Source organism: Butyricicoccus sp. (assembly GCF_977037065.1).
Genome location: NZ_CDRQNY010000002.1, coordinates 21900 through 38352 on the forward strand (window position 1 = coordinate 21900; position 16453 = coordinate 38352).

Sequence of the window (16453 nt, forward strand, 5' to 3'; positions counted from 1 at the left end):
AACTGTGAACTTTATCAAAAAACAGGTGCACGATAAGTGGATTTGTGGTATAGTATTAACAGCAAAGAAGTACAGTCCATGATCGGGTGTTGTATATGAATATCAAGTGTACGCAAAATATTTACAAAAGTGCCAATGGTGTTTCCAATGTCACCTATTATATTCTTGTTCCCGAAGGAGTAGAGGTGCGCGGTATCGTGCAGCTGTCTCACGGCATGTGCGAGTATTTTTCGCGCTATACCGCATTTGCAAAATATCTCTGCGGACTGGGCTTTATTGTCTGCGGAAACGATCATATCGGACATGGAGCATCGGTCTCACGCACGGCGGATCTCGGATTTTTTGCCGCTCGCGACGGCTGGAAGTATCTTGTTGAGGATGTCAAGCACCTGACCGACCTGATGCAGCGCCGCTATCCCGACCTGCCGTATTTCCTGCTCGGGCACTCGATGGGTTCGCTGATCGCACGGTTGTACCTGCTCGATTACGGAGAGAAGCTGTCCGGCTGCATTCTTATCGGAACAGTCGGCCCGATCGCTGCCTCCGGCAGCATCGTACATCTTGCGGATTCGGTAGCGCGCTCGCGCGGCATCACCTATCGCAGCGGACTGCTGTCCAATCTGGTGTTCAAGGGCTTCAACAGGAAAATCAAGCAGCCGAAAACCGTGTTTGACTGGCTCAGCCGCGATGAGGCGGTCGTGTCGCTCTATCAGTCGGATGAAAAATGCAATTTCGTGTTTACCGCGACCGGATTCCGCGACCTGTTTACGCTCATCACCAAGGCGAACAATCCGGTGACCTTCCGGAAAACGCCGAAGGAGCTGCCGCTGCTGTTCATCTCGGGTGATAAGGACCCGGTTGGGCGGTACGGTGAGGGTGTGCGCCGTACGGTCAATCTGTACCGCGGCAACGGCGTGAAGAATATCGAAGTCATCTTTTATAAGGATGCGCGCCACGAGGTGCTCAACGAGCTTGACAGACTTGAAACCTTCGGAGATATTTCACGTTGGCTGGAGACACACCTTGCCGCAAGAGCTGCAAGGCAGGCTGTCGAGCAGGAGCCGGAAACGGCAGCGGAATAAAAATAAAACCTCTCTCAAAACGCTTGAGAGAGGTTTTTTGTGCTTTTTAGGCGCGGGAAGCCGTCTTGCTGTGCTGTCTGCCCTTGAAATACCGTGCATTGAGCACTGCCGAGACAACGAGCAGCACGCCTGCGATCAGCAGGATAGCAAAACCCCAGCGGATTCCCGTACGGTTGGCAGCGATGCCGATCGCGGCTGGAGCCATAGCCGCGCCGAAGCCATTGAGCGTAACATAAATGCCCATGGATGCCGGATAGCGCGAGAACAGGTCTCCGGCGTTGGCTACCGTTGTGCCGTACATGCCGGACATGCATAGACCCAGACCGATCGTTGCAATCGTGAGCACGGAAAGCGTGGTTCCGGTGACGAGCAGCACGAGAAATGCCGCCATGCCGAAGCACATGACCGTGATCATCTGCCACGGACGGAATTTCGCAGCGATCACGCTGCACGAGAAGCGGCCGATCAGCAGCGAAACCCACAGCAGGGAAGTGATGATCTGCGCAGCGTCTGCGGCGAGCACACCGGAATCAATGTAAAAGCTGGTCAGCCAGCCCATCATGGAAGCCTCAACAGCCTCGTAGAAAAAGCAGAGCGCTGTGCACAGCCAGAACAGCTTTTCGCGCAGGAATCCGTAGTCGGTCGCGGATTTCTGCCCGGTTTTCGTGGATTTATCATCGTCCATCTTCATGAACAGGCCGAAGATAAACGAAGCCGTCAGCAGCACAATGGAAATCTCGAGCGCGAGACGCCAACCGTTGTCGCCGCCCAGCTTGTGGCAGGCGAGCACAGCCAGCGGAGCCACACACGCGCCGAACGCATACGCCGCGTGCATCATGTTGAGCGGGGTCGCGCTGCCGTTCGCGTATTCGCTCATCACGCGGTTGTTGTAATCCGTGATAGCGCCCTTGGAAATGCCGGTCAGGAACATGGCCGCCAGCAGCCAGACCGGCGAGCCGTTGGTCAGCAGCATGACAAAGCCGACCGCGAATACATAATATAGGATGAGGTACGCGCGTTTGAGTCCCCATTTGATGGCGGCCAGACCGGACAGCAGGCCGATGCCGAGATAGCCGATCGACTGTGCGGACAGCAGCGTACCGCCGATCTGGTAATCCAGCGCGTAGGCCGCGCGTAAATCCGGCAGCACAGAGCCGAGCATGATGGAGCTCAGCCCCTGTGCGAAATAAACGAGAAGCAGTTCCGCGACAACATAGCGCTTGCTGCGGCTCAGCGAGGATAGAAATGCTTTCATTGGTGTATCCCTTCGATTTGTGTGGAATATGCGGTTTTTTTGACCGCGATTATTAGTATAATCTCCTGTGGTGCGATGTACTACTAAATTCTTGCGATTTACATCTGCGAAAAGATAGCGTGCTTCTGCGAAAAACTGCTGAAACAGGCTGCATGAGCGAAATCCTGTGCAGTGATGCTCACGGCTTTTATACAATCTTGCGATTGGGCGCAAAGAAACAGCGAACCACTATATTATGGTTCGCTGTCTGCGAATTTGCTTGTTAGATGCGGCAGGCTTCAAGAAGCTCGTTCTTGCAGCTCCACAGCTTTTTGGAAAGATCCACGAAGTAGGTCTGCGGATTTTCGAAACGCTTGATCTGATCCCACAGTGTATCGACCTCACGGATGCAGTACTTGCGGATGTCCTCAACATCCGGGCTGTTGTAAATGCACTTGCCGTGCTTGAACAGCTGTACGCGCAGCGGACGAACCGTATAATCGGTAACGATACGCTGCTTCCAGGTGTAGACTGGATGGAACAGTACATACGGCAGAGAAGCGTCGATCTGCTCGTCGTGCACGGTGAGCACGTCGCCGAGCGCCTTGCCGGTCTTGTTGTCGAACAGGCGGTACACCTGCTTGAAGTGCGGTGTGGTGATCTTCTCGACGTTCTCGGAAACCTTGATCTTCGGGATGATCTCGCCGTTTTCGTCCTCAACGGCAGCCAGCTTGTATACGCCGCCGAATACCGGCTCGGACTTGGAGGTGATGAGCCGCTCGCCGATGCCGAACGAGTCTACGCGGGCACCCTGCACGAGCAGGTCGCGTACCAGATACTCATCGAGCGAGTTGGACGCCATGATCTGCATATCCTCGAAGCCTGCGGCATCGAGCATTTTGCGTGCCTCGATAGAAAGGTAAGCAATATCGCCGGAATCCAGACGGATGCCGCGTGCGCGGATGCCCTTCTCTGCTTCCAGTTCCTTGGCGACACGGATTGCGTTCGGCACACCGGACTTGAGTACATTATAAGTGTCAACCAGGAATACGCAGTTATCCGGATAAATATCCGCATAAGCCTTGAAGGCTTCGTACTCGCTGTCAAACATCTGCACCCAGGAGTGCGCCATCGTGCCGCCGGCCGGAATCTTGTAGTCACGGTCGGACAGAACGCAGGCCGTACCCTGACAGCCGCCGATGTAGGCAGCGCGGGCACCGAGGATAGCGCCGTCGTAGCCCTGTGCACGGCGGGAGCCGAACTCGAGTACGGTACGGCCCTCTGCTGCACGCGTGATGCGGTTTGCCTTGGTGGCGATCAGGGTCTGGTGGTTGATGGTCAGCAGGATCATGGTTTCGACAAACTGTGCCTGAATCATCGGACCGGCCACCGTTACGAGCGGCTCACCGGGAAATACCGGCGTACCCTCGGGTACGGCCCATACGTCGCATTCAAACTCAAAATCGCGCAGATAATTGAGGAAGGACTCCGAGAAGCACTTGCGGTTGCGAAGATATGCAATATCCTCTTCGGAAAAATGCAGGTTATTGAAGTATTCAATCAGCTGTTCCACGCCTGCCATGATGGCATATCCGCCGCCGTCCGGTACACGGCGGAAGAACATATCGAAGTATGCGCGGCGGTTGCCGATACCCTTTTCAAAGTATCCGTTCGCCATCGTAAACTCGTAAAAGTCAGTGAGCATGGTTAAATTTCTTTCGGTCATTGCGAAAAACGCCCCTTTGCGCACCATTTTTTGTGCGCTTTTATTCATTCCGTGCAATCTGTCTTGACACAGTGCATTTATAATATAATAGTACGTTTTTACAGAAAGTGCAAGCATTATTTATCAAATTCAAATTCATAGTATGCATAAATATACAATAGAGAAAATAATTATAAATTTTGCTTGCCAAATGAGTATGGCGGTAGTATAATAAAACCATCGAAAAAAACGCAGAATGCGAGGTCGAAAAACATGGAAAAGAAATATAACAAAGTTGTTCTGGCATATTCCGGCGGTCTGGATACTTCGGTACTCATCCCGTGGCTGAAGGAGCATTATGGTTGCGAAGTCATCGCGGTTTCCGGCAACGTCGGTCAGGGCACCGAGCTGGACGGTCTGGAGGAGAAGGCGCTCAAGACCGGCGCGTCCAAGCTGTACATCGAGGATCTGACCAAGGACTTCGTCGATGACTACATCATCCCGACCATGAAGGCGGGCGCAACTTACGAGCAGTACCTGCTGGGAACCTCATTCGCTCGTCCGATTATCGCAAAGCGTATTGTTGATATCGCGCTGAAGGAAGGCGCTGACGCAATCTGCCACGGCTGCACCGGCAAGGGCAACGATCAGGTTCGTTTCGAGCTGGCTATTCATGCATTTGCACCGCAGATGGACATTATCGCTCCGTGGCGTTTCTGGGAGCTGAATAGCCGTGAGAAGGAGATCGAGTATGCGGAAGCACACAACATTCCGCTGAAGATCAACAAAGAGACCAACTACTCCAAGGATAAGAATCTGTGGCACCTCAGCCATGAGGGTCTGGACCTCGAGCTGCCGTCCAACGAAGCACCGATCAACAAGCCGGGCTTCCTCGAGCTGGGCGTTTCCCCGGAAATGGCTCCGGACAAGCCGACCTATGTTACCATTCATTTCGAGAAGGGCGTTCCGACCGCAGTTGACGGCGAGAAGCTCGAGTCTGTTGCCCTGATCGAGAAGCTGAACAAGCTCGGCGGCGAGAACGGCATCGGTATCCTCGATATCGTTGAGAATCGTCTGGTCGGCATGAAGAGCCGCGGTGTTTATGAGACTCCGGGCGGTGCGATCCTGTACGCAGCACATGCAAAGCTGGAGGAGATCACCCTCGACAAGGAGACCGCACATTATAAGAATCAGGTTGCTCTCAAGTTCGGCGAGCTGGTTTACAACGGCCAGTGGTATACGCCGCTGCGCAAGGCACTCTCCGCATTCGTTGACTCCACCCAGGAGACCGTTACCGGCGATGTTAAGCTGAAGCTGTACAAGGGCAACATCATCCCGGCTTCCGTAACCTCTCCGTACAGCCTGTACTCCGAGGATATGGCAACCTTTAACGAGGATGACTGCTACGATCAGGCAGATTCCGCAGGCTTCATCAACCTGTTCGGTCTGCCGCTCAAGGTTCGTGCACTGAACGATCAGATCCTGTACAAGAAGACCGGTGAGCATTTCCCGTCTGTTGAAAAGTAAGTAAAAGAAATCATAGGGCGGCACGCCCGTCGTGTGCCGCCCTATGAGTGTTTTGTGAGGTAACATAAATATGGCAAAATTATGGGCAGGACGTTTCCAGAAGGAAACCGATCTGGTGGTAAACGACTTTAACTCTTCCATCCTGTTTGACTGCCGCTTATATAAGGAAGATATCACCGGCTCTATCGCGCACGCTACCATGCTGGGTAAGCAGGGCATCATCGAGGAGCATGAGGCCGAAAAGATCGTTGAGGGTCTTAAGGGCATTCTGAAGGATATCGAGGACGGCAAGGTGGAGTTCTCGCTCGATTACGAGGACATCCACATGAACGTCGAGCAGCTGCTGACCGAGCGCATCGGTGATACCGGCAAGCGTCTGCACACCGGCCGTTCGAGAAACGATCAGGTTGCACTCGATATGCGTCTGTACGTCAAGAAGGAGATCAAGGAGATCATCAAGCTGATCCTCGGCTTCATGAAGGCACTGACTGCAAAGAGCCGTGAGAATCTCGATGCGGTTATGCCGGGCTACACCCATCTGCAGCGCGCACAGCCGACGACCTTTGCACATTATATGATGGCGTATGCCAACATGCTCAAGCGCGACGTATCCCGCCTGCAGGACTGCTACGAGCGCATGGACGAAATGCCGCTTGGCTCGGGCGCACTGGCTTCGACCACTTATCCGATCGACCGTGACTTCGTTCGTCAGCAGCTTGGCTTTGCCCGCCTGACCGACAACTCGCTCGACGGCGTATCCGACCGTGACTACTGCGTGGAGCTGCTCTCCGCGCTGTCCATCCTGATGATGCACCTGTCTCGTCTGTCCGAGGAGATTATTTCGTGGTGCTCGTGGGAGTTTAAGTTTGTTGAGCTGGACGACGCATACTCCACCGGCTCGTCCATCATGCCGCAGAAGAAGAACCCGGACGTGTGCGAGCTGATCCGCGGCAAGACCGGCCGTGTTTACGGTGCGCTGACCACCATGCTGACCGTACTCAAGGGTCTGCCGCTGGCGTATAACAAGGATATGCAGGAGGACAAGGAGGCTGTATTCGGCGCAATCGACACCGTAAAGCAGTGCCTTGAGGTATTCACGCCGATGTTCTCCACCATGACGCTGCGCCGCGACAACATGCGCAAGGCAGCCTCCCGCGGCTTTATCAACGCAACCGACTGCGCCGACTACCTGACCAAGAAGGGTGTTCCGTTCCGCGATGCGTACAAGACGGTCGGCCGTCTGGTCAACCAGTGCATCAAGGCCGATGAGACCCTCGAGACCATGACCATGCGCGACTTTGCAGCAATTTCCAACAAGTTCGGTGACGACGTATACGACGCACTCGACCTGCGCACCTGTGTTGCCGAGCGTAAGGTCATCGGCGGCCCGGCTCCGCAGGAAGTAACCCGCCAGATTGATAAAATTGACAAGTTCATCGCGGAGGTTGAGGACGATGAAGCCTAAAATTTACATCGACGGCAAAGAGGGCACAACCGGCCTCCAGATTTACGAGCGCCTCGGTGGCCGCGACGACATCGAGCTGCTGCTCATCGACGAGGACAAGCGCAAGGACATCGAGGAGCGCCGCAAGTTCCTCAATGCAGCCGACATTGCGTTCCTGTGCCTGCCGGATGCGGCGGCGAAAGAGGCGGTTTCGCTCATCGAGAATGATACCACCCGTGTCATTGATGCATCGACCGCGCATCGCACCGACCCGGACTGGGATTACGGCTTTGCCGAGCTGTCCAAGGCGCACCGCGAAGCCATCAAGAACTCCAAGCGCGTTGCCAATCCGGGCTGCCATGCAAGCGGATTTATTTCCTCGGTTTACCCGCTGGTAGCAAACGGTATCATTGCCGAGGACACCGCGCTCACCTGTGCTTCGCTGACCGGTTACTCCGGCGGCGGCAAGAAAATGATCGCGGAGTATCAGGACGAGAACCGCGATCCGCGACACGATTCCGAGCGCATTTACGGTCTGAACCTGCACCATAAGCACCTGCCGGAGATGGGCTACATCTGCGGTCTGACGCAGGCGCCGGTGTTCGTGCCAATCGTAGGTGACTTTTACAAGGGTATGGCCACCACAGTTATGCTCCCGGGCGTAGATGCACATCTCGTGCATGCGATGCTCACCAGGCACTACGAGGGTCAACAGCTTGTCACCGTGGCGCCGTTCGGCGGGGAAGAGCCGATGATCTACGCCAACACGCTGGCCGGTCACGACAGCTTAAAGCTCATTGTCTGCGGCCACGAGGAGCAGACGATCGTCACCGCTCTGTTTGACAATCTCGGCAAGGGCGCTTCGGGCGCTGCCGTACAGAATATGAATATCATGCTCGGTCTGGATGAAACGACCGGCTTAAACCTCTGATTTCAGCAGGAGGAAACAGTTATGAAGATTATCGAAGGCGGCGTTTGTGCCGCAAAGGGCTTCAAGGCGGGCAGCGTGCGCTGCGGCGTCAAGGAAAGCCGCTTAAATGACGATACTGCGATCATTTTCAGCGAATGCGAATGCACCGCGGCTGCCACTTACACGATGAATCGCGTTAAGGCGGCTCCGCTGTACGTTACCATGGAGCACCTCGAGGACGGTGTAGCACGCGCGATCGTTGCCAATGCGGGCAACGCGAACGCCTGTGCACCGGACGGTATGGAGAACGCTCGCCGTATGGCGCAGGCAGCGGCCAAGCTGCTCGGCGTAGCCGAAACCGATGTTGCCGTTGCATCCACCGGTGTGATCGGTCAGCGCCTCAACATCGAGTGCATCGAGGAGCACCTGCCGGAACTGGTTCTGGAGGACAACGCCTCCGAGAAGGCAAATCGCGCCATCATGACCACCGACACCAAGCCCAAGACGGCGGCTGTTGAGTTCACCATCGGCGGCAAGACCTGCCGCATCGGCGGCATCTGCAAGGGCAGCGGCATGATTCATCCAAACATGGGCACTATGCTGTCCTTCATCACGACCGACTGCGCCATCACGCATGAAATGCTGACTGACGCGCTGCAGGAGAATGTCAAGAAAACCTACAACCGCGTAACGGTTGACGGCGACACCTCCACCAACGATATGTGCATCGTGCTTGCAAACGGCATGGCAGGCAATACACTCATCGAGTGGCAGGACGAGGAATATCAGGCGTTCTGCAAGGCGCTGAACGAGGTGAACACCCGTCTGGCACGCCAGATTGCTGCAGACGGCGAAGGTGCAACCAAGCTGGTTACCTGCACCGTTAAGAACTCTCGCTCCGAGGAAGCGGCTGAGCGACTGGCCAAGGCCGTTGTCGGCTCCAACCTCGTCAAGGCGGCCATGTTCGGCGCAGATGCAAACTGGGGCCGCGTGCTGTGCGCAATGGGTTATTCCAAGGCACCGTTCCGTCCGGAGTACGTTTCTGTGGCGTTCGAGTCCGCAGCAGGCAGCGTAGCAGTCTGCGACAAGGGTGCTGCTCTGGATTTTGATGAAGATCTGGCGAAGAAGGTGCTCTCCGAGAACGAGGTTACCATTGCAGTTGACGTAAATGAGGGCGAGGACAGCGCTACTGCATGGGGCTGCGACCTTACTTACGATTATGTGAAAATTAACGGAGATTATAGAACGTAATCGCTGCTTATAACAGGATAAAGGAACGAATTAGTATGGATACTCAACTTGATGCGGAGCTGCGCGCCAATATTCTGGTCGAAGCACTTCCGTATATTCAGGAATATTACGGTCAGACCGTTGTTGTAAAATACGGCGGCAACGCAATGATCAACGAGGAGCTGAAGGACGCGGTCATCCACGATCTGGTACTGCTCAATCTGGTCGGCGTCAAGGTCGTTATCGTACACGGCGGCGGCCCGGAGATCAATGAAATGCTGGGAAAGATCGGCAAGGAGAGCAAGTTTGTCAACGGCCTGCGCTACACCGATCGTGAAACCATGGATATCGTCCAGATGGTGCTGTGCGGCAAGGTCAACAAGGACCTTGTAACCCTGATCGAGAAGGCAGGCGGCCGCGGCATCGGTCTCGGCGGCATGGACGGCGGCCTGTTTCAGGCGAAGCGCCTGACCGACCGCTCGGGTACGGATTACGGCTACGTCGGCGATATTATGGACGTAGATCCGGCTCCGGTTATCGATGTGCTGCAGCAGGGCTATATTCCGGTCGTTTCGACCGTTGCACAGGGCATCGACGATGAAACCAACTACAACATCAACGCTGATACCGCAGCCAGCAAGCTGGCAGTTGCACTCGGTGCAAAAAAGCTGATTCTGCTGACCGACGTACGCGGTTTGATGCAGGACATTAACGATCCGGACAGTGTCATTCACCGTCTCAAGGTGTCCGAGGTGCCGAAGCTGGTGCGCGACGGCATCATCAAGGGCGGCATGATCCCCAAGGTAGACTGCTGTGTTGAGGCAGTCCGCAAGGGCGTTGAGCGTGCCACCATTCTGGACGGCCGTGTCAAGCATTCGATTCTGATCGAGCTGCTTTCCAAGGTCGGCGCAGGCACTATGTTTCAGTAATTGAGAATTGAAAATGGAGAATGGAGAATGATTCGCTCCGTATCTCCAATAAAAGGTGATACCCTATGACTTACAATGAATTAAAAAGCGAAGAAAATAAATATGTAATGAACACCTATGGCCGTTTCCCGATTGCGCTGGACCACGGCGAGGGTGCGACCCTGTGGGACGTTGAGGGCAAGAAGTACATCGATCTTGCTTCCGGCATCGGTGTAAACTGTCTGGGTTATGCCAATCCGGCAATCATTGACGCGATCGATAAGCAGGCGCACAAGCTGATGCATGTTTCCAACCTGTTCACCACCGAGCCGATGGTTCAGGTTGCCAAGAAACTGGTAGAAAAGACGCATCTGGGCGGCAAGGTATTCTTTGCCAACTCGGGCGCCGAGGCAAACGAGGGTGCCATCAAACTGGCGCGCAAGTACTCGTTCGACAAGTATGGTGAGGGCCGCTTCAAGGTGCTGACGCTCATCAATTCCTTCCACGGACGTACCGTAACCACGCTGAAGGCCACCGGTCAGGAGCGTTTCCACAACTATTTCTTCCCGTTTACCGAGGGCTTTGATTACGCGGTTGCCAACGACATCAAGTCGGTACGCGCAAAGGCGGACGATATGACCTGCGCCATCATGATGGAGCTGATCCAGGGTGAGGGCGGTGTCCTGCCGCTTGACCGCGAGTTCGTCAAGGAGGTAGAGAAGCTCTGCCGCGAGAAGGATATGCTGCTCATCATCGACGAGGTGCAGACCGGTATCGGTCGTACCGGCAGCCTGTTTGCCTTCCAGCAGTACGACATCAAGCCGGACGTTGTCACTATGGCAAAGGGTCTTGGCGGCGGCATGCCGATCGGCGCTGTCATGGCGGCGGATACCTGCTGCAACGTCCTGACGCCGGGCACGCACGCGACCACCTTCGGCGGTACGCCGATTGTCTGCTCCGCAGCAAACGTCGTGCTCGATACCGTCGGTGACGGCCAGTTTCTGATGAAAGTACGCGAAAAAGGCGAGTACCTTCGCAACGGCATCCTGTCCCTTGGCTCGCCGAATATCAAGGGCGTGCGCGGCATGGGTCTCATGCTCGGCATCATCGTTGAGGAAGGAAAGCACTCCGTGTTTGCTAATAAGCTGATCGAAAACGGCGTTCTGGCGATCACCGCCGGCAAAAATGCCGTTCGTCTGCTCCCGCCGCTCACCATTTCGAAGGAAGAAATGGATGAAGCACTCGCTATCATGGCAAAGGTATTTTAATCAAAGGTTTTGACAATTAGTAATTAGAAATGAGAAATTAGTAATTAACGTGATTATCGCACTGGTGCAGCAGCACCTAAATAATTACTAACTACTAATTACTCATTGCTAATTTGCAGAAAGGGGTTATTACAATGAAGCATTTACTGAAGCTGCTTGACTGCTCCACCGAGGAGATCATCGGTCTGCTCGATCTGGCGGATCAGCTCAAGTATGAGAGAAAGCACAACATTTCCCATCGTCACCTGGAAGGCAAGAGCCTTGGCATGATCTTCCAGAAGTCCTCCACCCGTACCCGCGTTTCCTTCGAGACCGGCATGTATCAGCTGGGCGGTCAGGCGCTGTTCCTGTCCAACCGTGATCTGCAGATTGGCCGCGGCGAGCCGGTACAGGATACGGCCCGCGTGCTGAGCCGCTATCTGGACGGCATCATGATCCGCACCTACGAGCAGAAGGAAGTAGAGGATCTGGCAAACTACGGCTCTATTCCGATCATCAACGGTCTGACTGATTTCTGCCATCCGTGTCAGGTTCTGGCGGACCTCATGACCATCCGTGAGAAGTTTGCCGTTCTTGAGGGTCTCAAGATGTGCTACATTGGCGACGGCAACAACATGGCAAACTCGCTGATCGTCGGCGGTCTCAAGACCGGCATGAAGGTTTCCATCGCAACGCCGGTGAACTACCGTCCGGACGCTGAGGTTATGGCATTCGCAGAGCCGAATCCGAACTTCTTCATCACCGATGACCCGATGAAGGCTGCTGAGAACGCAGACGTTGTTATCACTGATACATGGGCGTCCATGGGTCAGGAAGCCGAGAAGGAAGTCCGCATGAAGGCATTCCAGGGCTATCAGGTCAATGATGAGCTGCTGGCTGCTGCAAAGCCGGGCTGCATGGTGCAGCACTGCCTGCCGGCATATCGTGAGCAGGAGATCACCACCAAGGTGTTCGAGGAGCACGCAAACGAGATTTTCGAGGAAGCAGAAAACCGCCTGCACGCACAGAAGGCCGTTATGGTTACTCTGATGAGCAGCAAGGAAGACTGATTTCTGATAAAAAGCCGCTTTCGCAAGGGAAGGCGGCTTTTATGTTTTTTCTTGCTGAAGTGTTGACAAGTCCTTTACTGGTGACTATAATAGCAATATAAATAAATCAGTTCTGTTTCAGGGCGGAGTGAAAGTCTCCACCGGCAGTATACAGGCTTCGAGCCTGATAGTCTGCGAGCCGCAAGGCATGATGGGTTAGAATCCCAACCGACGGTTATAGTCCGGATGAGAGAAACAGATGTACCTATCGCTACGTCTGTATGCCTCTGGAGCAATCCAGGGGCTTGTTTTATTTATGGAACAGGACTCCTGAAAGGGAGAAAAAACAGCAATGACAAAAACCAGCAAAATCACCTACACCGCAATTTTTGCGGCTATCGCAACCGTGCTGATGTACTTTGAATTCCCGATTCCGTTCATGCCGCCGTTCCTCAAGGTGGATCTGTCCGGCGCGGTCGTGCTCATCGGTGCGTTTATTTTCGGCATCGCTCCGGCAATCACGATGATCGGCATCAAGGACATTATTCATCTGACCCAGACCCAGACCGGCGGCTCCGGTGAGGTCGCAGATTTTCTGATGCTTTCCACGCTCGTTGTTATCGCCGTGCTGCTGTACCGCGGACACAAGAGCCGCAAGATGGCTGTCCTCGGCTGTGCAGCCGGCTCGGTTGCTATGGCGTGTGTCGGCATGTTGACCAACTATTTTCTTATCATTCCGTTTTATTCGCAGGTTATGCCGCTGCAGGCTATCTTTGATGCATGCAACGCGATCAACCCGTATGTGACCGGCATGCAGGGCTATCTGCTGCTCGGCGTTCTGCCGTTCAATCTCATCAAAGGCGCAATCCTGACTGCGATTACCATGCTTGCCTACAAGAAGCTGAGCGTGTTCATCAAGTCCAAGCAGATCGAATTGCACCACTCCAGACAGCGTGTCGGCTAAGTAAAAAACGAAGGTGCTCTCCAGCAAGCGGAGAGCACTTTTTTGTTCAATAATCGAAAACAGTGCGGTAGCATCTATGATTTCGACAAAGATCTGTATACGAATTGACAAAATGCGTGGCCAAGATTATATCACATGCGTGCATCTAATAGACTCGGTCCCGTCAAGATTTGTGCGCAAAATTGTTTGCAGGTTCTCCGTCTGAGTGAAGTCAGCCGGCAATGAAGGCATCGTCCAGCGCCGTCTCCGAGTGCTTCATGTTCATACATTTTTTGCTGCCCCACTGCGTGCCCGCCACATGGCGAAGCCGAGCGCAGACCAGCATCAGAGCAGAGTTGCCGTCAGGGAATGTTCCCACCACGCGGGTTCTGCGGCGGATCTCACGGTTCAGCCGCTCGATCACATTGTTGGTGCGGATGCATGTCCAATGCTCGCTGGGAAAATCGCAGTAGGTCAGCGTTTCCTCAATGCCGTCCTCCTTCAGCTTCATGGCGCGCAGTTCGGCAACGACCGCTTTAGCCTTCTCGCGGGATGTCTTTTTGCTCTCCTGGGCGTGGATCGCCTTGAGCATTTTTGCCACAATTTTGACCTTGGATTTAGGCACAACAGAGAAAACATTGCGATAGAAATGCACTGTGCGGCGCTGGTATTTGGCGTCCGGGAACACCTCGCCCACGGTCTACAGCAGCCCCATGCACTTGTCACCGACGATGAGTTTTACGCCGTCCAAGCCGCGTCCGCGGAGCCACTGAAAGAAGCTGACCTATCTGGTCTTGTCCTCTTTCATTCCCTCGGCGGCGCCTAGAACCTCATGGAAACCGTCATCATTCACGGCGATTGCCACTAGAATGGCTACATTTTCATACTCTCTGCCCCAGTTGCGGCGCAGATAGATGCCATCCATGTAGACATACGGATACCTACCGTCCTGCAAGGGGCGGTTCCGCCAGTCATCGATGTGAACGTAGGCTTTCTTGTTCAGCTCGCTAATGATGGCGGGCGAAACCTTGCTGCCCCACAGCGCCTCGGTGATGTCCTCTACCCGGTGCACGGAAACACGCCTGCCAGGTACATCTCGATGAGGGCCTCCTCCACGCTGCTCTCCCGGCGGCGATACCGTTCGATGATGGCAGTCTCGAAGGATACGCCCTTGAGTCGCGGCATATGGAGCGTGACGTCACCAGAGGCGGTGGTGAGATTCCGGTCATAGTGGCCGCTGCAGTAGCCCTGACGGGCCTCGCTGCGCTCGTAGTGGGTAGCCTGTGTCAGGGACTCCGTCTCCTTTTCCAGCAGTTCGTTCAGGGTTTCCTCCACGCTGCTGCGGACCAATTCCTTGATTTTCCCCTTGATAATTTCCTCATTCAGCTGTACAATTCTCTCGGACATAGTTTGCTGTCTCCTTTCAGAATGGTGTGTGGTAACTTCATTCTACCAGAGCCTGCAAGCTATGTCTTCTTTTATGCGGTTTCAATTTGCGCAACTTATTGTACCTTATCATATGAATCAGGAAGAATAGCATGGCTTTATGGAGAAACTAAACGATAGTGTATAATCAAGTTCGCAAAAGCAAACAGAGAATAGACAAGCCATTAGGGCTCCTGCAAAATGATAGTTGTCGAAAAAATCATGATGTAAAGGAGAGACCCTAATGGCTCACAAAAAGAATACCACAAATCTGACAGAATTGCTACTGCAATGTGTGACGCAACCGGATCCGATGCTGAGTATGGCTGGAATGGCTATGCACAGAGCTGATGGAGGCAGAGGTCGATCAGCAGCTAGGCGCAGAGAAAAGTCAACGCACGGACGGAAGAAGCGGCTACCGCAGCGGTTATCGTCCTCGTCGTTTGGATACCCGAATGGGCACGATGTACCTCATGGTACCCAAGGTTCGTCAGGGCGGCTACATTCCGTTCTTCGTTAATCGCTCCCTCGCTGATACAGTATACCCGGTTCTCCGGGTGGACGCACTGTGCGAAAAAGTTCGTGTAGATGGCAGAATTGTCAGCATGGCGGTGCTTATCGTGCGCGGTGTGGACGAAAATGGCCGCAGAGATATTATCGCGCATATGATGTGATCGACTCCTATGCCAAACGCTTTCCGAAAGCGGTTCAGTGCCTTGAAGACGGATTGGAAGATTCTCTGGCCTTCTATGCATTTCCAATGCTGGATGCGTGAAAAATCTCATCTTCCAACATGATTGAGAGATTGAATCGTGAAATCCGGAGACGTACCAGCGTGATTGGAATCTTTCCGAATAAAAGTTCCTATGTTCGTCTGGTGACAACGTATCTCATGGAATACGCCGAGGACTGGTCTGCTTCCAGAGTAAATATACAGCGCTCGTGTTTTTCGTCTTATTATTGCTCATCAACGGCGCAGCTCTGTGGAAAGCCTCACAGTGTTTTTTGCACTTATAGGATATTTATGCGAAACATAGATAAATGAACGCATAGTCATTAAACGAAAAAAATCAGACAGTATATATGGAAATGACATAATAGAGAATTAGTAGTCGTTTTTAAGATAATAACATAAATATGCAAATATGAATATTCTGCCGAATAAAAGGCACACTGCATAAGCGGATGAGACACGAAGAAACAGACTAACGACTGGCTGTGCCCTTATGGAAAATGCTGAATATTAAGTGTCGAATTTTGTCGATTAAAATATTGACGCATGCGAAACCTCATGGTAAGCTGAATAAAAATATGTGTGTTCTCTGCGAAAAATTGTGCAGAGTGCAGTGAACGAAGCGCACGCAATCGTCAAATCCCAGCTTGCGGGTCAGGAGGAAAACGTGAAACGTCTTAAAACGGCATTTTCGGCGGCCTTGGCGCTCTCGATGGCGTTCGGCATGGTAGTCATTCCTGCGGGAGCGGCCGACGGTACTTATCAGAATGCGGTTTATCCGGAACGGATATGTAGAAAGGCTCAACCGACTACATCAATCCGAATCAATCGAAATGGTACACCCGTAGTTGAAAAGTCGATTACTGTTTCGATTCCAACTGGTGATGAGCCATACAAGGATATGTATACGGCGGATGCACTTTTCCAGGATCTGACGGTCAACTACGAAGCGACATGCAATATTTCATTGCATGCAGAAGATAAAACAATAGTGGACGAAAACACGAATAATGGTG

Annotated in this window: 11 protein-coding genes, 2 pseudogenes and 1 riboswitch; of the genes and pseudogenes, 10 read left to right on the forward strand and 3 right to left on the reverse strand. The window is 53.5% G+C overall.

Features of this window, described 5'->3' with window-relative positions; genetic code table 11:
• Positions 1–95: 95 nt before the first annotated feature.
• On the forward strand, positions 96–1082 hold the full coding sequence (locus ACWVX6_RS00970; protein ID WP_118761617.1) for an alpha/beta fold hydrolase: 987 nt from the start codon (positions 96–98) through the stop codon (positions 1080–1082).
• A gap of 46 nt (positions 1083–1128) precedes the next feature.
• On the opposite strand, the gene ACWVX6_RS00975 is transcribed toward ACWVX6_RS00970, so the two are convergent.
• Both ACWVX6_RS00975 and ACWVX6_RS00980 read right to left on the reverse strand, forming a co-directional pair.
• Complete coding sequence (locus tag ACWVX6_RS00975) at positions 1129–2337, reverse strand: MFS transporter (RefSeq protein WP_455152102.1); 1209 nt, start codon at positions 2335–2337, stop codon at positions 1129–1131.
• A gap of 262 nt (positions 2338–2599) precedes the next feature.
• Complete coding sequence (locus ACWVX6_RS00980) at positions 2600–4042, reverse strand: nicotinate phosphoribosyltransferase (RefSeq protein ID WP_118480144.1); 1443 nt, start codon at positions 4040–4042, stop codon at positions 2600–2602.
• A gap of 252 nt (positions 4043–4294) precedes the next feature.
• Between ACWVX6_RS00980 and ACWVX6_RS00985 the strand changes: the two genes are divergently transcribed.
• The 8 genes from ACWVX6_RS00985 to ACWVX6_RS01020 all read left to right on the forward strand — a co-directional run bounded on the left by ACWVX6_RS00985 (position 4295) and on the right by ACWVX6_RS01020 (position 13300).
• Positions 4295–5548, forward strand: a complete 1254-nt coding sequence (locus ACWVX6_RS00985; protein ID WP_117487980.1) for an argininosuccinate synthase — start codon at positions 4295–4297, stop codon at positions 5546–5548.
• Between the two features lie 70 nt (positions 5549–5618).
• Positions 5619–7013: an argininosuccinate lyase gene (gene argH / locus ACWVX6_RS00990; protein ID WP_118359490.1), complete on the forward strand. Its 1395-nt coding sequence runs from the start codon at positions 5619–5621 to the stop codon at positions 7011–7013.
• On the forward strand, positions 7003–7923 hold the full coding sequence (gene argC, locus ACWVX6_RS00995) for an N-acetyl-gamma-glutamyl-phosphate reductase (RefSeq protein WP_118761620.1): 921 nt from the start codon (positions 7003–7005) through the stop codon (positions 7921–7923). The genes argH and argC overlap by 11 nt, the downstream gene beginning before the upstream one ends.
• A gap of 21 nt (positions 7924–7944) precedes the next feature.
• Complete coding sequence (gene argJ, locus ACWVX6_RS01000; RefSeq protein ID WP_118761621.1) at positions 7945–9153, forward strand: bifunctional glutamate N-acetyltransferase/amino-acid acetyltransferase ArgJ; 1209 nt, start codon at positions 7945–7947, stop codon at positions 9151–9153.
• 35 nt (positions 9154–9188) lie between these two features.
• On the forward strand, positions 9189–10061 hold the full coding sequence (gene argB, locus ACWVX6_RS01005; RefSeq protein WP_118761622.1) for an acetylglutamate kinase: 873 nt from the start codon (positions 9189–9191) through the stop codon (positions 10059–10061).
• Between the two features lie 65 nt (positions 10062–10126).
• The gene (locus ACWVX6_RS01010; RefSeq protein ID WP_118729826.1) at positions 10127–11308 is read left to right on the forward strand and encodes an aspartate aminotransferase family protein; all 1182 of its coding nucleotides are present in this window, start codon (positions 10127–10129) and stop codon (positions 11306–11308) included.
• 134 nt (positions 11309–11442) lie between these two features.
• On the forward strand, positions 11443–12357 hold the full coding sequence (gene argF, locus ACWVX6_RS01015) for an ornithine carbamoyltransferase (protein WP_118761623.1): 915 nt from the start codon (positions 11443–11445) through the stop codon (positions 12355–12357).
• A 109-nt stretch (positions 12358–12466) separates the two neighbouring features.
• Positions 12467–12598: riboswitch (FMN riboswitch) on the forward strand.
• Between the two features lie 90 nt (positions 12599–12688).
• Positions 12689–13300: an ECF transporter S component gene (locus ACWVX6_RS01020; protein ID WP_110436750.1), complete on the forward strand. Its 612-nt coding sequence runs from the start codon at positions 12689–12691 to the stop codon at positions 13298–13300.
• Between the two features lie 211 nt (positions 13301–13511).
• On the opposite strand, the pseudogene ACWVX6_RS01025 reads toward ACWVX6_RS01020, so the two are convergent.
• Positions 13512–14686 (reverse strand): annotated as a pseudogene (locus ACWVX6_RS01025) (IS256 family transposase).
• Between the two features lie 262 nt (positions 14687–14948).
• On the opposite strand from ACWVX6_RS01025, the pseudogene ACWVX6_RS01030 reads away from it, so the two are divergent.
• Positions 14949–15659 (forward strand): annotated as a pseudogene (locus ACWVX6_RS01030) (transposase); the annotation flags it as partial.
• Positions 15660–16453: the final 794 nt, after the last annotated feature.